The following is a 21,309-nucleotide window of genomic DNA, read 5'->3' as shown; positions in this document are numbered from 1 at the left end:
ACGGCACCGGCCCGTCCACCGGATCCGCCGCGACCGGGCCGGTCGGTTCGGTGGCCTCCGGAGCCTGCTCCACGATCACATGGGCGTTGGTGCCGGAGATACCGAAGGACGAAACACCCGCCCGGCGCGGACGCTCACCGCTCGGCCACGCGACCGCCTCGGTCAGCAGCCGTACCTCACCCGCGCTCCAGTCCACATGCGGCGTCGGCTCGTCGATGTGCAGCGAAGCGGGCAGCAGACCATGCCGCATCGCCATCACCATCTTGATGACGCCGGCCGCGCCGGCGGCCATCTGTGCGTGGCCGATGTTCGACTTGATGGATCCCAGCAACAGGAACCGACCGTCCGGCCGCTCCTGCCCGTACGTGGCCAGCAGCGCCTGGGCCTCGATGGGGTCGCCGAGCGTGGTGCCGGTGCCGTGCGCCTCGACCGCGTCCACATCGGCCGGTGACAGCCGGGCGTTGGCGAGCGCCTGCCGGATCACCCGCTGCTGCGACGGCCCGTTCGGCGCTGTCAGCCCGTTGCTGGCGCCGTCCTGGTTGACCGCCGTGCCCCGGATCACCGCCATCACCCGGTGGCCCCTGCGCCGTGCGTCGGACAGCCGCTCCAGCAGCAGAACACCGACGCCCTCGGACAGGGTCATGCCGTCGCTGTTCGCCGAGAACGCCTTGGACCTGCCGTCCGGGGCGAGTCCGCGCAGCTCACTGAAGCCGATGAACGGCGCCGTGGACGACATCACGGCGACGCCACCGGCCAGGGCCAGATCGCATTCGCCCTGCCGGATCGCCTGGCAGGCGAGATGCATGGCGACCAGGGACGAGGAGCACGCGGTGTCCACCGTCACCGCTGCTCCCTCCAGGCCCAGGGCGTACGCCACCCGGCCGGACACCACGCTGGCGGAGTTGCCGATGGTGAAGTAGCCGGCCGAGCCCTCGGGCACCTGTGACGCGTCGGAGCAGTAGTCGAGGTGGTCGCAGCCGATGAAGGTGCCGGTGAGGCTGCCACGCAGGGACCCCGGATCGATACCGGCGTGCTCGATGGCCTCCCAGGACGCCTCCAGTGCCAGCCGTTGCTGCGGCGCCATTCCCAGGGCCTCGCGGGGGCTGATGCCGAAGAACGCCGCGTCGAACCCCGCGGGGTCGTCGAGGAAACCGCCCTCGCGCGCGTAGCTGGTGCCCGGGTGTTCGGGGTCGGGGTGGAAGAGACGGTCCAGGTCCCAATCGCGGTCGGTCGGCAATTCCGTGATGGCGTCCCGCTCCGCGGCGACCAGTTCCCACAGGTCCTCGGGGGACCGCACGCTCCCGGGGAATCGGCAGGCCATCCCCACAATCGCCACCGGTTCATGCCCGGCCGACTCGACATCCTTGAGACGGCGCTGTGTCTGACGCAGATCCGCCGTCACACGCTTCAGATAGTCGAGAAGCTTCTCTTCATTGCTCGCCGCCATGGTCGGCGCACCCCCACTTCCACGATCGTCCGGAACGCTATTGACGGCGGCAGTCGTAACTTCCCCGCAAGGTGCTTCCATCGGGGAAGGTGAAGCTCGTGGTGTCCTTGAAATGTCCTGGACCGAGCAGCTGGTAATCGTCCACGAGATCCAGCTTGACGCCCGGCGACTTTCCCGTGGCATGGGGAGTGATCACTTGGATAAGGGGACCCTTGAAAGTCAGGTGCCCGTCCTTCCAGCCGGTTGATGTGTAGTTTCCGGACGATCCCCAGTTGTCGTGGTACTGGTTGATGAAGGTCCCGTCGACGGGATTCCATCCGAAGGACGACCGGCCGACGACATTTCCGGGCTCAAGGGTCGCGTCGGTGTAGAAGTAATGCCCGCCCATGGCTCGTCTCGTCGTCAGGTGCAGCACCGCCGGCTTTCCGCCCGGCGGGGGTGTGTAGTCGCACGCGTAAGAGCCGAGCAGGAAGTCGAGGCCGCGCATCTGAGGCGGCGAGGGCAGCGGGTTCGTGGTGCGTGGCGGCTTGGTTCTGGTGTCGGGCTCCGCATTCACCGGGGACACGGCGAGCGTGACCAGGCCCACGGTGGCCACGCCGACGACACCGGCCGGGACCCGCCGGCCCCACCTCGTCCTCCGGGCCGGGTGATGCCGTTCCTGTCCCTCGGGGTTCTCGGTACGCACATGGACCTCCCACCGGTAATCGGGTGCTGACCTGCGGCTGCGCCGCCGGACAAACCACTGGCGCGGATACGGCGACCATCATTTGTGCCGCTCCTAAAGGTGCGCTAACGCCCCGCTTGGCCTCCGCGCCCCCTGCGTCTGGGCGAGTGCCATCCAGGGGCCGCGGTGAAATAGGGACAGTGGTATCGCCTTAGCCCAGCTTTAGTCCCGTAGCCGACCATGAACCGGACGTTGGGATGAAGGAGGATGGCGATGAGCGGCTGGCCGGCGCTTGAAAAGTACATCGACCGGGCACCCACCTCGAAGGAGATGATGGCCTGGATCGAACTGATCGTCAGCCAGGGGATTCGCAGGGCGGGTTATCCCGCCGACAGCTGGACCGAGGAGTGGGCCGCGGACCAGTTCCGGGAGGCGGGGCTCGAGGATGTCCGACTGGAGCCGTTGGACACGCCGGTCTGGCGGCCGGGGTCCGCCGCATTCGAGATCTGGCCCGTCGGCCGGCCCGACGACGTCATCCGCTTTGAGGGGCTCGCGCTGCCGTACACCACCCCCACCGAGGGGACCGAGGGGCGCCTGGTGCGGATGGAGGACGGGGAGGTGCGGGGCGGCATCGCCGTCCAGGAGATCGGCTTCACCCAGCTGCCGCAGACCGAGGTGCAGGCGCGGGCCACCGACTCGTATGACCCCGAAGGGGTATTCCCCGAGCTCGTCCAGACCGTTCCGTTCGACCTTCCGCATGTGCTGGACTTCGATATCGCCATCAAGGACGGCGCCACCGCCTATGTCGGGCTGCTCACCGGATTGCCCTGGGAGACCAGCGACTTCTACTGGCCCTATGACGCCGAGTTGCGGTCGATTCCCGGTATCTGGCTGAGCGGCAAGGACGGACAGCGGGTCCGTGAGCTGATGGCATCAGGCCAGTGCGAGGGGCGGATCATCTCCGATGCCACCATCACCGAGGAGACCACCCACAATGTCGTGGGCACCCTGCCCGGCGCCTCCGACCACTGGGTGATCATCGGTTCGCACCATGACGGACCGTGGGCCTCGGCGGTGGAGGACGCGTCCGGGGTCGCGCTGGTGCTGGCGCAAGCCATGTTCTGGGCCTCGGTGCCCCGCGAGCTGCGCCCGCACAACATGCTGTTCGTGCTGACCTCCGGCCATATGGCGGGGGCAGCGGGCACGCAGGCCTTCATCGCGGCGCATCCGGAGCTGTTTCCTCAGGTCGTCCTCGAAATGCATCTGGAACACGCCGCGCGCCAGGCCGTCGTGGTCGATGGCGAGGTGGTGCCCACCGACGACCCCGAGGTGCGCTGGTGGTTCACCACCCGCGCGCCCGCGCTGGAGCGGCTGGTGGCCGAGTCGATCGCCGCGGAGGATCTGCGGCGGTCCTGGATCCTGTCGCCCACCGCCTTCGCGCCGAACCCGGCGACCGACGGCGCCTACTTCTACTACACGGGTGTGCCCCTGGTGCAGTTGATCACCACGCCCATGTACATCTTCGATCCACGGGACACGCCCGACAAGGTCGACCAGCAGAGCCTGGTGCCGCTCACTAGGGGGGCGGCACGGATCATCGCCGGGACGGCCGGCTGCGCGCCGGACACCCTCCGGGTGCCGTTGGAGAACAAGGCCGAGGGGTAGTCGTTCCGCTGACGGCCCGCCATACGCGGCGGGCCGTCAGGTGTCCTTTATCGGCCGACCCATCAACGAGAAGGAAGGTAGTCGACGGGCTCGCCCCAGCCGTCGGGAGCCTCGTCGGTGCCGAACAGCACCCAGTGGTCCACGGGCACGTCGGCATCCGGGTCGGGCGGCCCACCGGTGTGGCAGTCCAGCGCGGGAACGGTCAACCGATCGGGTTCGAGGGGCTCGTACCACATCAGCAGCGGCTTGGCGCACCGCGCGTCGGCGTTGTCGAAGCAGCACACCGCGATGGTGTGGCACGGATACCGGTCCGCGTAGAACTCCAGCAGCCGCATATCGAGCCGGGGCCGCTTCCGCGGCGGGACCCGCGTCAGCGCCGACGGGATCAGTGTGGCGTCGGCGGCGAGCAGCACGGTGTAGATGTCATGGTCGAACACCTCGACCGTGGGGCGGGGCTTACAACTCATGCACACGGGCCCGTCGTCCGCGGCCACCGGTACGGGGCGTACCGCGTCCACCATCCGCTTCAGGATGTCGTCGCCGCGCCCCGCCGAGAGGAAGTTCTCGCGGGTCATGGGCAGGGCGGGCGGATGCAGCAACATGGCGTTGGGGCCGTTCGGCGAGGTTCAGCGGGGTGTTCTGATAGCCCAGCACATGGATCAGACCGTGCGCCGGGTGGTGGCGGCGTCCGGCGTACGGTGGTGCCGGAGAACGAGGCTCGGTCCATCGAAAGACACACATGAGGGCCAAGTTGCCCGCGCGGTGCGGAGCTCTCGGCTGCCGAGCTGATCAGAAAGCGCGATAGCGTGTACAGGCCAACGGAAAGGCTGCCGCCGGCCTGGGACTTCGGCTCGGCACATCCGGGGTCGGCATACCCGGAATCCCGTCTGGCGCGACTCGTGGATACCAGCACTAGGAGCCCTCTTGACCAGCCCGGAACAGCGCATTGCTGACCTGCTCAAGACCTTCGGTGAGCCTGCGGCGAGCACCGCGTACCTGCTGTGCGACCGGCATCCGGCCGACGCCGTTGCGTTCACGTTGGTGGACAGGGATATGACCGGCCATGACATGACGTTCGGCGAGCTGCGCGACCGCTCGTCGCGGATGGCCGGCGCCCTGGCCGCCTTGGGAGTCGGTGTCGGCGACCGCGTCGCCACCTTGATGGGCAAGTCCGCCGAGCTGCTGGTCGCGACCCTCGCGATCTGGCGGCTCGGGGCCGTACAGGTACCGCTGTTCACCGCGTTCGCACCCCCGGCCATCGCGCTGCGGACCACCGGCAACGGCACCAAGGTAGTGATCACGGACGCCGACCAGCGCCCGAAACTGAACCCGGAGACCGGCTTCACCGACGAGCGGCCCTGGCAGATCGTCACGACCGGCCAGGCCACCGGGTCCGACCTGGCTTTCTCCGAGATGGAGGGGCACGCCCCGCTGCCCGAGCCCGTGGCCGTCGGCGGTGACGCGATCATCGTGGAGCTGTTCACCTCTGGCACGGCGGGCACCCCGAAGGCCGTCCCGATTCCGCTGCGGGCGGTGGCGGGCTTCGCCATGTACCAGGAGTTCGGGCTGGACCACCAGCCCACCGATGTGTTCTGGAACGCCGCCGACCCCGGATGGGCCTACGGTCTGTACTACGCCATCATCGGGCCCCTCGCCCTCGGGCGGCGCAGCCTGCTCCGGAGCGGCCTGTTCTCCGCCGAGTCCACCTGGGATCTGCTGTCCCGCTACGGCGTCACCAACTTCACCGCCGGGCCCACCGTCTACCGGAAGCTGCGCGGCGCCGAGGTCCCCGTCCCCGGCGATCTGCGGCTGCGCTGCTGCTCCGCCGCCGGTGAACCGCTGCCCGCGGACGTCGTCGACTGGGCGCGGAAGGCGCTCGGCGTGCCCGTGCGCGACCACTACGGCTCGACCGAGCTGGGCATGGCGATCGCCCACGCCTGGCACCCGGCCCTGCGCGGTGACATCAAGCCCGGCTCCATGGGCCGTCCGCTGCCCGGCTGGGAGGTGAGGATCCTGCGCGAGGACACCAACTCCGCCCTGGCCGCCACGGATGTCCCCGGCCGTGTCGTGGTGGACATCGCCGCCAGCCCGCTGATGTGGTTCAAGGGCTACCGCGACGCGCCGGAGCGGACCGCCGAGAAGTTCAGCCCCGATGGGCGCTGGTTCTACACCGGTGACACCGCGGCGCGGGACGAGGAGGGCGATCTGTTCTTCTCCGGACGCGACGACGACGTCATCCTGATGGCGGGCTACCGCATCGGTCCGGTCGAGGTGGAGAGCGTGCTGATGGAGCATGAAGCGGTGGCGGAGGCGGCCGCCGTCGGCGTACCGCACGAGGAGTACGGCGAGGTCGTGGAGGCGTTCGTCGTGCTGCGCCCCGGGACGGAGGCGGGCGACGCGCTCGCCGCCGAGCTGCGGCAGCTGGTCAGGGAGCGGTTCGCCCGGCACGCGTATCCGCGGAGCATCCACTTCGTGCCCGAGCTGCCGAAGACGTCCAGCGGCAAGACACAGCGCTTCCTGCTGCGTCCGCAGCGCGCCTCTCCGCGGCGCCGCTGAGGCCCTTCCGTGGCGGGACCACCGCCCGGACCACCGCGCCCTGGTTCCCGTGCCGCACCCGGGGCCAGGGCGCTTGTGCGGTCAGCCCTTGGAGCGGGACAGCGCCTCCCTTACCGCCTCCTCCGTACGCCCCACCACCGCCGAGCCGTCGTCCGCCGTGATGATGGGCCGCTGGATCAGCTTGGGGTGCTCCGCGAGCGCCGCGATCCAGCGGTCCCGGGCGCTCTCCTCGCGTGGCCAGTCCTTCAGCCCGAGCTCCTTGGCGACCGTCTCCTGGGTTCGGGTGATGTCCCACGGCTCGAGCCCGAGCCGGTCGAGCACGGTGCGGATCTCGTCCTGGCTCGGCACGTCCTCCAGATAGCGGCGGACGGTGTAGCCGGCACCTTCCGCGTCGAGCAGACCGAGCGCGCTACGGCACTTCGAACACGCCGGATTGATCCAGATCTCCATGCCCCACACCGTACCGCGAGACCGGCTCGGACTGGTGCTGACCAGGGGGCTTTGTCAGTGGTCGGCCGTAGAATAGAGGCAGTTGAAGGGAAGGTTCCCGACCGTCTCAGGAGGATGCCGATGGCCGCTGCCGTAACCCCTCTTCCGGACCTGCCGAGCTTTCCGACCCTGCCGAAGAAGCGGATGCCCGCCGGGCGCCCGCGTGAGTGGTACGAGTCCCACAGCCGTCGGCTGAAGGCCATGCGCCTGGCCATCGCCCTGCTCAACTCCGGGGTGTACCGCCCCGAGCAGGCGCCCAACCGCAGGATACGCACCACCGCGGCCCGGATCGGAGTGCATCCGCCCTCCGACACCACCTGCCGGATGGTGCGCTCCCTCATCCGCGACGACAAGCGCTGACCGCCACGGCTCCCGCCGCGCCACCCGAGGGCGCGGCGGGAGCCCACGTCAGCCCAGACCCGGCAGGCTCCGCAGGCTCGCCCACCCGCAGCACACGGGCCAGGACGACGAAGAGAAGCGCCATGGTGACGCACCCTCCGGCCAGGCCCAGCTCCGGTGCCCATGCCGACGAGGCCACAGCGCCGGAGCAGGAGCGGCCCACGACCCAGCCGAGCGCCGCGGCCGCCACGGCGGATACGACGAGCTTGCCGTACGTACGACACAGCCGCTTGCCGTCCAGCTCGCCCCTCCAGCCGGCGCCGCAGCAGGAAGGCGGTGATGAGCAGCCTGATGCCGTACGAGAGGGTGTACGCGGCGGCCATACCGGTGACCGTCCAGCGGGCCGGCAGCAGCAGATGGCAGGCGGTGGCCAGGGCGAGGGTCCACCGGGCCGCGCCGAGGCTCTTGCGCAGCCCCGTGCCCCGCCGGTCGAGGCGCAGCCGGAAGCGGAAGCCCGCGGCGCGGACAGACGGGACGAGGGCGAGCGCCTGCGGCGCGATCCCGATGGTCGTCCCGATCCCCAGCAGCCGCACCTGCGCCCCGGTGATGTCCTCGACCCGCTCGGGTGTGGTCAGCAGGCCGACGTACCACCCGAACATCGCGATCAGAACAGGGGGGGCAATCTATCTGCGCCGAGGGGGAGGGCCCTGCCCTCAGCGCGTGGGCAGCGGCTGCTCCGCCCAGATGCACTTGCCCGTCGGGGTGAAGCGGGTGCCCCAGCGGTGGGAGAGCGCGGCGACCAACTGGAGCCCACGCCCGCCCTCGTCGGTGTCCGAGGCGCGGCGGATACGGGGCGTGGTCGGACTGCCGTCCGAGACCTCGCAGATCAGGCTGCGGCTGCGCAACAGCCTCAGCTGGATCGGGCCCTTGGCGTGCCGCACCACATTGCCGACCAGCTCGCTGACCAGGAGCTCGGTCGTCATGGCCAACTCGTCCAGCTGCCAGGCGCCGAGCTGGTCGCGCACCAGGTGGCGGGCCTCGCCCGCGGCGATGGGCTCGTCCGGAAGCGGCCAGGAGGCGATGTTGTCCGGGGTCGTCGAATGCGTCCGGGCCACCAGCAGCGCGGCGTCGTCCTGGGTCCGGGACTGCTCGGGCAGCAGCGCGGCGACGAGGGTGTCACACAGTTGGTTGAGATCGTCGAGGACCTTGACGTCATTGCGGTCCGCCGGGCGTCCGTCCCTGTCGCCCGAGGTGAGGCGGGCGAGCAGACCCGGCGTCGTGGCGAGCGCGCTGGTCAGGGTCCGGGCGAGATAGGCCATGCCGCGGTCGATGTCGCGGGTGGCGGACTCGATCAGACCGTCCGTGCACAGCACCAGAATGCTGTCCTTGGGCAGTTGGACCTCGATGGTCTCGAACGGCGGGGTCGCGGCGCCGAGCGGAGGGTCGGGGGAGAAGCCGGGGGAGTGGACCGTGCCGTCGGGGTGGATGATGGCGGGCGGGGGGTGCCCGGCGCAGGCGAAGGCGCAGACGCTGGTGGTCGGGTCGTAGATGGCGTAGAGGCAGGTGGCGTAGAACTCGTCGCCGAGGGCGCCCACCAGATCGTTGAGATGGGTGAGCAGCTCGTCGGGCGGGAGTTCCAGATCGGCGAGGGTGTGCACGGCGGTGCGCAGCCGCCCCATGGTGGCGGCCTCGGACAGCCCATGGCCCATCACATCGCCGATCACCAGGGCGACTCGCTCCCCGGACAGCGGAATCAGGTCGTACCAGTCGCCGCCGACCTCCATCCCCTCGCCCGCGGGCAGATAGCGGGCGGCGGCGGTGATGGCGGGCAGTGCGGGCAGGGTGCGAGGGAGCAGACCGCGCTGGAGCTCCTGGGCGCGGGTGTGCTCGGCGTCGTACAGCCGGGCCCGCTCCAGCGCCTGGGAGACCAGTCCGCTGAGTGCGGTGAGCAGGGTGCGCTCCTCCTCGGTGAAGTGGCGCGGCCGGTCGAAGGAGACGACGCAGTAGCCGGCCGGCTTATCGGAGGCGACCAGCGGAAGAAACGCCCACGCCTTCTTTCCGCTCAGCGGAAGGTAGCCGACCACTTCCGGGAATCGCCCGGCGTAGACCTCGGGCGAGGAAATGAAGATCGGGATACGGGATTCCAGCACCTGCACGACGGGCGAGAAACGCGGCACGGGGATGTTCTGGAGGTAGGTGAGGAATCCTTCCGAATATCCGCTCGCGCCCACCAGCCGCAGCCGCTCGTTGTCGATCAGCTGGCAGACCAGCCCGGTGGCGCCGAACGGCGGCAGCACCCGGTCGGCGACCGCCTTCACCACGTCCTGCACGGTCAGCGCCTCGGCCAGAGCGCTGGTCAGCTCGGCGATCCGGGTGGCCCGCTCGGTGGCCGCGTGCGTGGCGGCGGAGCGCTCGGTGTCCAGGGCCCGGAGGTCGGTGACATCGGTGATCAGGATCGCCATCCCGTCGGGCACCGGGACCAGCCGGAGGTGGTACCAGCGGTCGCTGCTCGGCCAGCGAGCGTTGAAGTCGATGGGTGCCCTGGCGGACGCGGCCCGCCGGAAGCGGCGCTCCACCCCGATCGCCCGCGCCCTGGGCAGCTCCCACAGCACCTGGCCCACCACCTCCCCGGAGGCTCCGAGGAAGCGCTCGGCCTCGACATTGGCGAAGGTGATCCGCCCCTCCGCGTCGACCACCAGGAATCCATCGCCGAGGTACTGCAGGGCGCGGCTGAGGGAGTCCCGGGCGCGCCGGGTCCCGGTGGTGTCCCACACCGTGCCGACCACGCGGGCCGGGACCCCGTCCTCATGGGACACCACGGTCCCCCGGGCCTGCACCCAGCGGTATGCCCCGTCGGGCTGCCGCACCCGGTACTCGACGCTGTACACGCCCCGGTCGCGCAGCGCCTCCGGGCGGGACACGGCATGCACCCAGGGGAGGTCCTCGGGGTGGATGGCGCCCAGCCAGGTGGTGACCTGGCCGTCGAAGGTGCCGGGGGCGAACCCCAGAAGCGACTGGGCCTGATCGTCGCAGATCAGGCTGTCGGTGCGCAGATCCCACTCCCAGGCGCCGATCCGCGCCGCACGCAGCGCCCGCCGCAGCGTGGGACCGGACCGTCGCCTTTCCGGTGGTGGCTGGGCGGGATCACCTGCGGTGCCGGCCGATGCCGCCCACGCCTCGGGCAGCCGGTCGGCGGCCCATCGCGTGACCGTGCGCGCCAGCTCGCGCTGGGCCGCGTCGCCCGTACGGGGCGTGGGCGTCAGCACCGACAGCACGCCGATCGCCGGGCCGCCGTCCGTGGGCACCGGGACGGCCGTCATACAGAGGCCGGGGGAAAGGGCGCGGGCGAGAGCGCCGCTGCCGGCCGGCTCGGGGGCCCAGACCGGGACGCTGCCCTGGAAGGCGCTCATGGGGGCGACGGGCTCACCCCAGCCGATGGACTGCCAGGCCCGGACCAGCGGTCCGGTGAGTCCGCTGGTGGCCACCAGGCGCAGCCCCAGCCCGTCCGGCCTGCGCAGATGGGCCATGCCGCCGAGGCCCTCAAGCCCGGTCACCAGATGATCGAGCGCCAGCCGCAGCAGCTCGGCGTCGCTCAGACCCTCGCCGGCCGCTTCGAGCAGCCGAAGCCGTGCCTCCTCCGGCTGACCGGCCGTGGCCTCTCCGGGTCCTGGGTGCCGATCATGTACACGCATTCCATCACCTGCGCTTCGCGGGGTTTGGGCGAACTTCCTCGCCTTCTCACCCACTCCCTTTAAGGATATGTCCGAATTTTCAAGGATTTCACCTCTGAGTGGTCACCTCTTCGGCGGGTCTCCCGACGGGGCGAGCGGGCCGCCTGTCGTACGGCGTTCAAGCGCTTCCCGTTGCGGGGCGTGCCGAGCGGACGCACGCTCTCTTTGACGGAGGGAGCCCGCGATGACCCAGCAACCGCCGTCGGCGCCGGTCGACCGCCCGGTCGTCGGCTCGTACACCACCTATGCCGACGCTCAGCGTGCGGTCGACTTTCTGGCCGACAACAAATTCCCGGTGGAACGCACGGCGATCATCGGCTCGGACCTACGGATGGTCGAGACGGTGCTCGGCCGGCTCACCCGGGGCCGTGCGGCGCTCGCCGGGGCCGGTACGGGAGCCTGGTTCGGCCTGCTGATCGGGCTGCTGCTGTCCGTGTTCGCCCCGGGACCCCACCATGTGATCGTGCTGCTCCTGAGCGGTATCGTCTATGGCGCGGTTTTCGGTGCGATCTTCGGATTCGTCGGGCACGCCATGACCGGGGGGCAGCGGGATTTCGCCTCGCGCAGCCAGATCGTGGCCGCGTGCTACGACGTGGTCGCGGACGCCGAGGTCGCGGAAGAGGCAAAGAACATGCTGGCCAAGCTCGACCGGCCGGAGGGCTGACCGGGGTGAAGCCGAGCGGGCGGTGTCGTCCGGCGTGCGTACGGCGCCGGCCCTTCAGTGCGGTGCGTCCCTGGATCCGCCCGGGGCGGTCCTCGCCGCGGGAAGGCACCCTCCCTACCCCTCCCTCGCCCAACCTGACCTCTCTGCCCTGTCAGTTCTGCCATGCGTTGTCTGTTCTGCGGTCGTTCCAGCGCACATGAGCGGTTCAGCCTGTATTCGCATCGGCGCCGTCGGGTGATATGCCCGGCATGGACCACGGTTCGGGCGGTATGGAAGACATGGGGGAATGGGCGGAATGATGTCCCAAAAGGACATGCGGCAGCCCAAGGCCGCCAAGGGCGCCGCCTTTGACCGTGCGTTCGTGAGCATGATGACCGGCCATCACCAGGGTGCGATGACCACGTTGCGGAAGATCCTCGACCGGCTCTGATCCGCGTCACCCCGCCGCCCCGGGCCTCCGGCTCTCCGTAGGCCCGGGGCGGCGTCGGACCGTCCGCGGTGCGGCAGTGCCGGCGGTCATGCCGGGTCGGTCCGGCGCCCGGCGGTGCGCAGCGCCCTGCGCAGGGCGCTGACCTCTTCGGGGCCCATCTGGTCGACGAAGTGAGCGAGGGCGGCGGGCCGGTCCTCGGTGGTGCCGAGCGCGTCCTCCATCAGGGCGGCGGTGTACTCCTCACGGCTGCGGACCGGCGAGTACAGCCAGGCCCGGCCCTCCTTGGCGCGCAGCAGCCAGCCCTTGTTGTAGAGGATGGTGGCCACGGTCATGACCGTGGTATAGGCGACCGGTCGGTGCTCATTGATGTCGTCCACGATCTCCCGCACCGTCGTGGGACGCTGCCAAGCCCAGAGGCGGTCCATGATCTCCGCCTCGAGCTCCCCCAACCGTCGCATGGAGCGCTTCCTTCCGCCGTTAGTACGGACGCCCATAGTAGAGACCCGCCGCCGACCCGCTGCGAGCGCCTCCGGAAAATCCTCAACTCGCCTTCTACGCGATACGATTGACGGCGCACGCATTCAGCATCGATAGGGTTCCGAGGAGGGGAAGTCCGGGTGACTGGTCTCAACAAGGGGCTTCGGAAAATTGAGGTGGCGCTCAAGTGGGACCCCAGCCCCACCGGTGAGTCGGCCAATGATCTCGACATCGTCGCGGCGACCTACCCCGCCGGTGATCCGTATGGTGAGCCCGCGTATCTTGTGCACTTCGACAAGCGCTCGCCGGACGGCACCATCACCCTCAACAGGGACAGCCGGACCGGTCAGGGCCTTGGCACCGATGAGTCCATGACCCTGGAGCTCGACCGGCTGTCGGCCGATTACTCGCGGGTCGTCGTGGGCATAGCCATCCAGCAGGGTGCCGGGCGGAAGACGTTTGGCGATGTCGCGAACACCCATGTCCGGATTACCGAGGGATACACCGAGCTGATGGAGAGCGACTTCACCGGTGTCTCCGGAGCCACCGCGGCCACAGTCGCGGTATTCACTCGGGACGACTCGGGGGAATGGGGAATTCAGAGCGTTATTCGTGGATTCGACACCGAGCCCGAAGCCTTTGCGCAGCTGATGGGCAAGAATTATTCCTGAGCGGGTCGCCTCAAGGCCCGATACGAATCATTGACGCCCAGAACAGCGGTGCCTCGTAACCCGGTTCGGCGCGCAGCCGCTGGGCGGCCCGGTGCGGGGCGCGTGCCGCTCCGGCCATCGGGCCCGCCGCCGCCCGTGGGTCCGATTCTGACGTCACGTCACCCGCACGCACCGCCCCTCCGAGGTGGAGGGGCGGTGCGTTTCCGGTTGGCGCGTCCGGTTCGATCGGGGTTCTCAGACGTCGGCCGGCGGGCGGCCCGGGGAGCGCGGCCCCCGGGCCAGGGTGTAGCCGCCCACCCCCGCGAGCGCCGCCAGGGCCGCGCCGACCACGGTCCACACCCAGCGGTCCGACCACCAGCCGGAGCCCCAGCCGTCCTCCGGCTCGGCGACGGCGTGCGAGGTGTCCTCACCGCCCTTGTCGTCCGAGATCCCCGACCCCGAATCGTCCGGCGGCTCGGAGTCCGTCTCGGGGAGCATGCCGGCCCGCAGCACAGGGTTCAACGGGGTCACCTCCCCGCCGTCCGCGTGCGCCCCGCCCGCGTCCCGCGCGGATGCCGTGACCTCGGCCTCGACCGGCAGGCCGAGGTCCGGGGCGGGCAGGTCGACGACGGTCAGCCGTACGTAATACGCGCCTTCCAGCGGGTCGTCGGACCAGCGCTCGGCCCAGGACCGCACCTGACGCACGGTGCAGCTCAGGCTGACGGACTCGTCCTGCTGGGCCGCCCTGCGCGTCGGGGTGCCCGAGGCGCACGGCTGATGGCGGCGCAGCCCGTCGTAGACGTCGATCCGCCAGGTGGCGCCGCCGTGCCGGGCCGAGCTGTCCGGCAGCTTGAGCGTGGCCTCGACCTTGGGGATCTGGCCGGCGGCCGCGGGGAACATCCAGTACAGGTAGTCACCCGTGGATGCGGACGCCGTGGCCTTCTGCCCCTGCTCGATCTGTGTGGCGGTACGGAAGTTCGTCCCCGCCTCGGTGGGCGCGTCCTTGCCGCCCTGGCCGTCCTGGCTGTCCGCGGACGCCGGTGCGACGGCGGTGAAGAGGGCGGCGGCGCACAGGGTGAGCGCGGCGCCCACCGTACGAAGGGATCGCATCAGTTGGTCCTCCAGACGGTGACACGCCAGCGGGCCAGCCAGCCCCACAGCAACCCCACGAGCAGCCCGCCCGCGGCGAGTACGCCCAGCAGCACCCAGCCGCGGCCCAGGCCGAACGCGGCCACATCAGCGGGCCGGTCGTCATTGTCGACCACATCGACGGCCAGCTCGACGGGGAGGCCCGGAGTGCGCTTGACGGAAGCGGGTGCGGAGAACGACTGGCTCAGCTCCAGACACACGGTCTGGCCCGTCCTGTCCTCGTCGTTGTCCACATCGGCCATCGGATAGCGCAGGCCGCTGGAGATGACGTCGGTGCGGCCGCTGCCCGCCTCGCTGCCGCGCACCAGCTCCCGGCCGCCCGGTGTCACCGCCCGCAGCAGCACGCCGTAGTCGGGGTCGACGGCGCGGTCCGCGGCCACGCTCGCCGAGGCCCGCAGCTCCTGACCCGGCGCCACCTGCATCCGGTACCAGCGGTGCTCGCCGAAGCTCTCCCGGTCGCTGTAGAGGCCCGAACCGAGGAACGGGGCCTTGGCACACTGTGCGGCGCCCCGCACCGCGCTCGGCGTCTGGACGGGCGTATCGGCGGAACGCCGGACCAGCTGCTTGATACGGGTCGAGAGCTGGTCCCGGTGCTGGATCGCCGTGTAGGTGCCCCCGGTGGCCTCGGCGATGCAGCTGAGCTGCTCGCGCACCTTGCGGTCCAGCGTCAGCCCGAGCGTGTCGATGACCAGATGGGTTCCGTCGGCGGCCAGTTCACGGGCCACATCGCACGGGTCGGGCTGACCGCAGGAGTCCTCGCCGTCCGTGATCAGCACGATCCGCCGGGTCGCGTCACCCCCCTTGAGGTCCTTGGACGCCCCGCGCAGCGCGAGCCCGATCGGGGTCCAGCCGGTGGGGCGCAGTGTGGCGACGGCCGCCTTGGCCTCGGTGCGGTCCACCTGGCCCACCGGATAGAGCTGTTCGCTGTCCCGGCAGCCGACCTTCCGGTCCTTGCCCGGGTAGGTGGCGCCGAGGGTGCGGATGCCCAGCCGTACTTCGTCGGGCGTGGCGTCCAGCACCTCGTTGAACGCCTGCTTGGCGGCCGCCATCCGGGAGTCGCCGTCGACGTCACGGGCCCGCATCGAGCCGCTGACGTCCAGCACCAGCTCGACCTTGGGGGCTTCGTGCGCCGGTTCGTCGGCGGAGGCGGGGGGAGGGAGTATCAGGCCGCAGGCGAGGGCCGCGAGCAGCCCGAACGCGCCTGTCGCCAGACGTTTCTTTATGATCACCGCCACATCTTATGAAGCATCATATGACCCGTCCAAAAGCCCGAGCGGCCATGACCGCCGCCGGGCCGTACCGCGCCCGGTGTACAAGGGGTGTCCGGCTACTCCCTGGGGAGGGGACGAGAATCCGTCTGGTGTCGGCTCCGGCGTTCGCCTCCCCTGTCTAGGGTTCAGACATGGATCTCCGAAAAACCCGGTTGCGCGGTCGGCGGCTGCTCGCCGCGGTGGCCACCACAGCCGTCCTCGCGGGCGCGGGCACCTGGGCGGTCGCGGCCGCCGACGGCCGTCCGGCCGTCCATCGCGAGGACCGCGTGCTGGACATGCCGGGGACGCGCATCGACACCTCGTACTTCACGGCGGGACCTGGCCGCCGGCCGGCGGTGCTGCTCGCCCACGGCTTCGGGGGCAGCAAGGACGACGTCCGCCCGCAGGCCGAGAAGCTGGCCCGCGAGGGCTACGCCGTGCTGACCTGGTCGGCGCGCGGTTTCGGCAGATCCACGGGCAGGATCGGGCTCAATGACCCGGACCATGAGGTGGCCGACGTCCGGCGGCTGGTCGACTGGCTGGCGAAGCGGCCCGAGGTACGGCTCGACGGGCGGGGCGATCCACGGGTGGGCGTCGCCGGAGCCTCGTACGGCGGGGCCATCTCGCTGCTCGCCGCCGGGTACGACCGGCGGGTCGACGCCATCGCGCCCGAGATCACCTACTGGAACCTGGCCGACGCGCTCTTCCCCAACGGCGTCTTCAAGAAGCTCTGGGCCGGACTCTTCTTCACCACCGGATCGGCCGATCTCTCCGGGGCCCAGGGCGGCCAGGGAGCCCAGGGAGATCAGAGCGGTCAGGGAGACCAGGGCGGTCAGGGCGCGCCGGAAGGCGGAGGGGCGCCGGCGGCCCAAGGGTCCACGGGAGCCGCCGAGCCCAAGGCCACCCAGGGTGGCCAGGGTTGCGGGCGCTTCGAGAAGCAGCTGTGCGCGATGTACGAGCGCGTCGCGGTCGCCGGAAAGCCGGACGCCGCCGCCCGCCGGCTGCTGGAGGCCCGCAGCCCGTCGGCTGTCGCCGACCGGATCAAGGTTCCGACGCTGATCCTCCAGGGCCAGTCCGACTCCCTCTTCCCCCTTGGCCAGTCCGACGCGATGGCGAAGGCGATCCACGCCAATGGCGCACCTGTCGCCGTCGACTGGACCGCCGGGGGACACGACGGCGGCGACCGGGAGACCTCGCGCGTCCAGGCGCGCACCCGCGCCTGGTTCGACCGCTATCTCAAGGATGACAAGGGCGCCGACACCGGACCCGCCTTCCGTATCACCCGCACCGGCGGCGTCGACACCACCAACGGCGCCGTCCAGTTGCGCGGCGCCACGAGCGACCGCTATCCGGGGCTCGCCGACGGGACACGGACCGTAGCGCTGCGGGGACGCGAGCGGTCGTTCGCCAACCCGCCCGGCGCGGGCCCGCCCGCCATCTCCACGGTGCCGGGCGTGGCCGCGCTGTCCCAGGCGTCCTCGTTCGGTGTCGGCTTCTCCCTCGACATCCCCGGCCAGTTCACCCGCTTCGACTCCGCGCCGCTCACCAAGCCCCTGCGGATCACCGGTTCGCCCGAGGCGAGGGTGCGGGTGACGGCGGATTCACCCGACGCCGTCCTGTTCGCCAAGGTGTACGACGTCGGGCCGGACGGACAGCAGGTGCTCCCCTCGCAGCTCGTCACGCCCCTCCGGGTCACCGGTGCGACAAAGGGCCAGACCGTCACCCTCCGGCTGCCCGCCGTCGACCACGAGATCATCGCGGGCCACCGGCTGCGGCTGGTGCTCTCCTCCACCGACCTCGGATACGCCTCCCCGCCCCAGCCCGCCACGTACACCGTCGGGCTCGCGGGCGACGGCCTCACGGTGCCCACCGCGCCCGGTGTGCACACCCAGCCCGCCCCGCTGCCCTGGTGGGTCTGGGGGCTGCCGCTCGCCGGCGCCGCGGTGGCGCTCGCCCTGCTGCTGACCGGCAGGCGGCGTACGGCCGCGCCCGCACCCGACCCCGAACTGGCCGACGTCCCCCTCCAGATCACGGGCCTCAGCAAGCGCTACGCCAGGTCCGCGGACCGGTACGCCGTACGCGAGCTGTCCTTCCGCGTCGAGAAGGGGCAGGTGCTCGGGCTGCTCGGGCCGAACGGCGCGGGCAAGACCACCACCTTGCGCATGCTGATGGGGCTGATCACCCCCGACGAGGGCGAGATCCGCGTCTTCGGCCAGGCCATCAGGCCCGGCGCGCCCGTGCTCTCCCGCGTCGGCGCCTTCGTCGAAGGGGCGGGCTTCCTGCCCCATCTGACGGGCCGCGCCAACCTCGAGCTGTACTGGCAGGCCACTGGCCGCCCCGCCGCCGACTCCCATATCGAGGAGGCGCTGGAGATCGCGGGCCTCGGCAGCGCGCTGGAGCGTGCGGTGCGTACGTACTCCCAAGGCATGCGGCAGCGGCTCGCCATCGCCCAGGCCATGCTGGGCCTGCCCGATCTGCTGATCCTCGACGAACCGACCAACGGGCTGGACCCGCCGCAGATCCGCGAGATGCGCGAGGTGATGATCCGGTACGCCGCCGCCGGCCGCACGGTGATCGTCTCCAGCCATCTCCTCGCCGAGGTCGAGCAGTCCTGTACCCATCTGGTCGTCATGGGCCGCGGTCGGCTGATCCAGGCGGGCCCGGTCGGCGAGATCACCGGCACCGGCGGCAGTGTGCTGGTGGGCCACGAGGGGGAACTGAGCGACGCCCTCGTCGACAAGGTGGACGCGCTGCCCGGCATCGCGTCCGCCCGCCGCACCGACGACGGACTGCTGGTCCTCCTCGATGGGGCGGCCCCGGCGCGGCTGCTCGCCGAGCTGGTGCGGCTGGAGATCCCGGTGACCAGCTTCGGGCCCAACCGGCGCCTGGAGGACGCGTTCCTGACGCTGATCGAAGGAGGATCCGCATGAGCTCCCTGACGACGGAGGCGGCGCCCGGCTACCGGGCCCGCCACACCTTGCCGCTGCGGGTCGAAGCCGTACGGCAGCTGCGCCGGCGCCGGACCCTGGTGATGGCGGTGGTGCTGGCCGCGCTGCCGTTCGTGCTCGTCACGGCGTTCGCGATCGGTGGCACCCCCGAGGGGCGGAACGACCGGATCACCCTGATGGCCACGGCCACCGCCTCCGGCGCCAACTTGGCCGCGACCGCGCTGTTCGTCTCGGCCGCCTTTCTTCTGGTGGTGCCCGTGGCACTGTTCTGCGGTGACACCGTCGCCTCCGAGGCCGGCTGGTCCTCGCTGCGCTATCTGCTGGCCGCGCCCGTGCCCAGGGCCCGGCTGCTGGTGAGCAAGCTGGCCGTGGGGCTCGGATTCAGCGCGGCCGCGATGGTGCTGCTGCCGCTCGTCGCACTCGGGGTGGGCACGGTGGCCTACGGATGGGGGCCGCTGCGGATCCCCACGGGCGGTGAGCTCGCCCCGGGGGAAGCGCTCGTCCGGCTCGCCCTCGTGGTGACGTATCTCTTCCTCTCCCAACTCGTCACCGCTGCCTTGGCGTTCTGGCTCTCCACTGTCACGGACGCGCCTCTGGGGGCGGTCGGCGGCGCGGTCGGGCTGACCATCGTGGGCAACGTCCTGGACGCCGTCACGGCGCTCGGCTCCTGGCGCGACTTCCTGCCCGAACACTGGCAGTTCGCCTGGGCGGACGCACTCCAGACCCACCTGGAGTGGGGCGGAATGCTCAAGGGGATGTCGGTCTCCGTCACCTACGCGGTGGTGCTCTTCGCGCTCGCCTTCCGTGGCTTCGGCCGCAAGGATGTGGTGTCCTGACGCGGAGCCGTCAACAGCCGGTCCCCGGTGGGCGCTATCCGGCCCCGGGGACCAGTGGCTATCATCTGGCGTGTTCTTTACTGTGTAACACCTGTGCATCGGATCGCCCTTCGCTGTCGTGATCAGGCTTTACTGGTGCACCACCGCAACCAGCCATGCCATGACGGGGAGAGTTCAGCGAGATGGGCCGACACAGCCGACCGACGCCGGCGCAGCACGCACGTGCCACGACGCTCAAGGCGGCCGCCGCCCTCGGCGTGGCGGGCACCATAGCCTTCGGCCTCCACTCGACGTCCGGTGGTGACAAGTCCGTCCAGGCGCGCTCCGATGTCAACACCCAGCAGGAGCAGGTTCCGGACATCGAGCCCACCGTCGACGACCAGCCCGCACAGACCCATGTGTCGCCCTCCGAATCCGCGAAGCCGAAGCTGGTCACGGACGGCACGGACGGGACCGACAGCGCCCGGGGCGCGGGTGGCGGCGGCAGTGACAGCGGCGGTGGCTCCGGGCGGCACGCCAAGCCGGACACCGACACCCCGGCCGCGACGCCCCTGAAGGACGCCCCGGCGCAGGCGCCCACCGCACCGGCGCAGCGGTCCGATCAGGTCCTCCCCTCGGAGCCCTCCTCGCCGAGCCAGGCCCCGAGCGGCGACCCGTCCACCCCGGCGGAGCAGCCCAGCAAGCAGCCACAGGCGCCGCAGACCGGTGGCAAGCACGGCACGGGGCTGGTGAACGGCGTGGTGAACGGTGTCGGCGACACCGTCGACGGGGTGCTCGGCGGGATCGGCGGGGCGCTGGGCGGCTGAGCGCCGTCGCTCACCCCCTGGCGAGGGCCTTGAGGCCCTTCAGGGAGCCATTGAACCTGTTGTGGTCTCTCACCACCGCCCCGGTGGAGGTGTACTGCCAGAGGGTGTGGTTCTTCCAGCCCGCCGGAAGTGCCCCGGGAGTCGAGGCGTACCGTGCCATCCACAGCGGGTTCTTCGAGGCGAAGGCGGCGCTGTTGCCAGTGCACGAGGTCCACCAGCCGGTGGTCGTGTAGATCATCGGCTCACGGCCGGTGCGCGCCGTGACCCTCGTGCCGAAGTCCTTGATCCAGCTGACCATCTGGGCCTTGGTCTTCCCAGGAACTGCGAGCGTGCGGTTGCGGATTGATGATCCGTCCGGCCGCGAACACGCCCAGCATCCGGTCCACCCGGATCTCACCCGTGTCGCCGTCCACCCGCACCTGGGCGAACTGCGCGCCGAAGGTGTGCCGCGACAGATCCGTCCGGCGGTCGGTGGTGTCGGCCCGTACCTCAAGACCTCCGTCCGGGACGACACCGCCGTACGTGTCCAGCTCCCTCAGCAGTGCAGGTCTTCGGCATGCCGCGCGCACTCTTCCCGCAGCTCGCCTCGCACACCTACGCGTCCTGGGGCGAGGGATTCGCGCTCGGGCTGCTGTTCGCGGCGATCCCCCTCGGTGCGGTGGCCGGCGGACTGCTGTCCGGCTCGGTGCGGTGGCCGGCGGACTGCTGTCCGGGACCTTCTCCCGCGCCCGGCGCCATGGCCTCATGGTCATCGCCGCCGCGGTGGCCTGGGGCGTGGCCATCACCGGATTCGGCCTGAGTCCAAGCCTGTGGTGGGCGGCGGCGTTCCCCGCCCTGGCGGGCGTCGCCGACATGGTCTCCATGGTGTTCCGGGGCGCGATTCTCCAGTCCGCGGCCACCGACGACATGCGCGGCCGGATGCAGGGCGTGTTCACCGTGGTGGCGGGCGGTCCGCGCATCGCCGATCTGCTGCACGGCACGGCGGGCTCCCTGGTCGGACCCCGTGCGGCGGTCACCGCGGGCGGGCTGCTGGTCGCCGCGACGACGCTGGGCCCGGCCGCCGCGGTGCCCGCCTTCCGGCGCTACACCCCCTGACACGAGACCGGACGTGCACCCGGCCGCCGCCGTGCTGGCCGTATGCGCGCTGGGCCTGGCCGGGTTGACGGGCTGTGGCGCGGACGACGCGAAGGAATCCAGGGCTGACGGCG

17 protein-coding genes and 3 pseudogenes are annotated in these 21,309 nt (G+C 70.9%); 10 read left to right on the top strand and 10 right to left on the bottom strand.

Going from position 1 to position 21,309, the window contains the following annotated elements; all coding sequences use genetic code 11:
* On the bottom strand, positions 1–1,447 hold a 1,447-nt coding region (locus ABZS71_RS33835), incomplete at its 3' end, for a beta-ketoacyl synthase N-terminal-like domain-containing protein (protein WP_355844067.1).
* A gap of 37 nt (positions 1,448–1,484) precedes the next feature.
* Positions 1,485–2,042, bottom strand: coding sequence for a hypothetical protein (locus ABZS71_RS33830; protein ID WP_355844064.1), 558 nt, complete (start codon positions 2,040–2,042; stop codon positions 1,485–1,487).
* 342 nt (positions 2,043–2,384) lie between these two features.
* Here ABZS71_RS33830 and ABZS71_RS33825 point away from each other — a divergent pair, with 342 nt between their 5' ends.
* Complete coding sequence (locus tag ABZS71_RS33825; protein WP_355844061.1) at positions 2,385–3,776, top strand: M28 family peptidase; 1,392 nt, start codon at positions 2,385–2,387, stop codon at positions 3,774–3,776.
* 62 nt (positions 3,777–3,838) lie between these two features.
* Here ABZS71_RS33825 and ABZS71_RS33820 read toward each other — a convergent pair whose 3' ends face one another.
* Positions 3,839–4,378 carry a hypothetical protein gene (locus ABZS71_RS33820; RefSeq protein ID WP_356216256.1) on the bottom strand — a complete coding sequence of 180 codons (540 nt, stop codon included), beginning with the start codon at positions 4,376–4,378 and terminating at the stop codon, positions 3,839–3,841.
* 322 nt (positions 4,379–4,700) lie between these two features.
* Between ABZS71_RS33820 and ABZS71_RS33815 the strand changes: the two genes are divergently transcribed.
* Complete coding sequence (locus ABZS71_RS33815) at positions 4,701–6,332, top strand: AMP-binding protein (RefSeq protein ID WP_355844055.1); 1,632 nt, start codon at positions 4,701–4,703, stop codon at positions 6,330–6,332.
* Positions 6,333–6,413: 81 nt separating this feature from the next.
* Here the strand turns inward: ABZS71_RS33815 and ABZS71_RS33810 are convergent, their stop codons facing one another.
* Positions 6,414–6,782, bottom strand: a complete 369-nt coding sequence (locus ABZS71_RS33810) for an arsenate reductase family protein (RefSeq protein WP_355844053.1) — start codon at positions 6,780–6,782, stop codon at positions 6,414–6,416.
* A gap of 114 nt (positions 6,783–6,896) precedes the next feature.
* Here ABZS71_RS33810 and ABZS71_RS33805 point away from each other — a divergent pair, with 114 nt between their 5' ends.
* The gene (locus ABZS71_RS33805) at positions 6,897–7,181 is read left to right on the top strand and encodes a hypothetical protein (protein ID WP_355844050.1); all 285 of its coding nucleotides are present in this window, start codon (positions 6,897–6,899) and stop codon (positions 7,179–7,181) included.
* Positions 7,182–7,873: 692 nt separating this feature from the next.
* Here ABZS71_RS33805 and ABZS71_RS33800 read toward each other — a convergent pair.
* Entirely contained in the window at positions 7,874–10,852 is a 2,979-nt protein-coding gene (locus ABZS71_RS33800; protein WP_355844047.1) for a SpoIIE family protein phosphatase, read from the bottom strand.
* Positions 10,853–11,075: 223 nt separating this feature from the next.
* On the opposite strand from ABZS71_RS33800, the gene ABZS71_RS33795 reads away from it, so the two are divergent.
* Positions 11,076–11,555, top strand: coding sequence for a general stress protein (locus tag ABZS71_RS33795; protein ID WP_355844044.1), 480 nt, complete (start codon positions 11,076–11,078; stop codon positions 11,553–11,555).
* A 313-nt stretch (positions 11,556–11,868) separates the two neighbouring features.
* Positions 11,869–11,985 (top strand): DUF305 domain-containing protein, encoded by a 117-nt coding sequence (locus ABZS71_RS33790; protein ID WP_356216253.1) that lies wholly within the window; start codon positions 11,869–11,871, stop codon positions 11,983–11,985.
* Between the two features lie 86 nt (positions 11,986–12,071).
* Here the strand turns inward: ABZS71_RS33790 and ABZS71_RS33785 are convergent, their stop codons facing one another.
* The gene (locus ABZS71_RS33785) at positions 12,072–12,443 is read right to left on the bottom strand and encodes a BlaI/MecI/CopY family transcriptional regulator (protein ID WP_355844037.1); all 372 of its coding nucleotides are present in this window, start codon (positions 12,441–12,443) and stop codon (positions 12,072–12,074) included.
* 132 nt (positions 12,444–12,575) lie between these two features.
* Here ABZS71_RS33785 and ABZS71_RS33780 point away from each other — a divergent pair, with 132 nt between their 5' ends.
* Positions 12,576–13,133 (top strand): TerD family protein, encoded by a 558-nt coding sequence (locus tag ABZS71_RS33780; protein WP_356216259.1) that lies wholly within the window; start codon positions 12,576–12,578, stop codon positions 13,131–13,133.
* A gap of 234 nt (positions 13,134–13,367) precedes the next feature.
* Here the strand turns inward: ABZS71_RS33780 and ABZS71_RS33775 are convergent, their stop codons facing one another.
* The gene (locus tag ABZS71_RS33775; RefSeq protein ID WP_355844034.1) at positions 13,368–14,222 is read right to left on the bottom strand and encodes a hypothetical protein; all 855 of its coding nucleotides are present in this window, start codon (positions 14,220–14,222) and stop codon (positions 13,368–13,370) included.
* Positions 14,222–15,490: a VWA domain-containing protein gene (locus ABZS71_RS33770; RefSeq protein ID WP_355844031.1), complete on the bottom strand. Its 1,269-nt coding sequence runs from the start codon at positions 15,488–15,490 to the stop codon at positions 14,222–14,224. The genes ABZS71_RS33775 and ABZS71_RS33770 overlap by 1 nt, the downstream gene beginning before the upstream one ends.
* Positions 15,491–15,663: 173 nt before the next feature.
* Here ABZS71_RS33770 and ABZS71_RS33765 point away from each other — a divergent pair, with 173 nt between their 5' ends.
* From ABZS71_RS33765 to ABZS71_RS33755, 3 genes are all read left to right on the top strand, one after another.
* Complete coding sequence (locus ABZS71_RS33765; RefSeq protein ID WP_356216251.1) at positions 15,664–18,441, top strand: alpha/beta fold hydrolase; 2,778 nt, start codon at positions 15,664–15,666, stop codon at positions 18,439–18,441.
* Positions 18,438–19,295, top strand: a complete 858-nt coding sequence (locus tag ABZS71_RS33760) for an ABC transporter permease (protein ID WP_355844025.1) — start codon at positions 18,438–18,440, stop codon at positions 19,293–19,295. The genes ABZS71_RS33765 and ABZS71_RS33760 overlap by 4 nt, the downstream gene beginning before the upstream one ends.
* Positions 19,296–19,477: 182 nt before the next feature.
* Positions 19,478–20,101: an extensin gene (locus tag ABZS71_RS33755; RefSeq protein WP_356216248.1), complete on the top strand. Its 624-nt coding sequence runs from the start codon at positions 19,478–19,480 to the stop codon at positions 20,099–20,101.
* A gap of 10 nt (positions 20,102–20,111) precedes the next feature.
* Here the strand turns inward: ABZS71_RS33755 and ABZS71_RS33750 are convergent.
* Positions 20,112–20,417, bottom strand: a pseudogene (locus ABZS71_RS33750) (GH25 family lysozyme); the annotation flags it as partial.
* Positions 20,414–20,610 (bottom strand): annotated as a pseudogene (locus tag ABZS71_RS33745) (molybdopterin cofactor-binding domain-containing protein); the annotation flags it as partial. The pseudogenes ABZS71_RS33750 and ABZS71_RS33745, both read right to left, overlap by 4 nt.
* Positions 20,611–20,648: 38 nt before the next feature.
* Here ABZS71_RS33745 and ABZS71_RS33740 point away from each other — a divergent pair.
* A pseudogene (locus ABZS71_RS33740) lies at positions 20,649–21,196 on the top strand (MFS transporter); the annotation flags it as partial.
* Positions 21,197–21,309 lie beyond the last annotated feature (113 nt).

The organism is Streptomyces sp. NPDC005393, from assembly GCF_040606675.1.
Lineage (GTDB): Bacteria > Actinomycetota > Actinomycetes > Streptomycetales > Streptomycetaceae > Streptomyces.
This window is presented reverse-complemented; position numbering and strand designations above follow the sequence as displayed.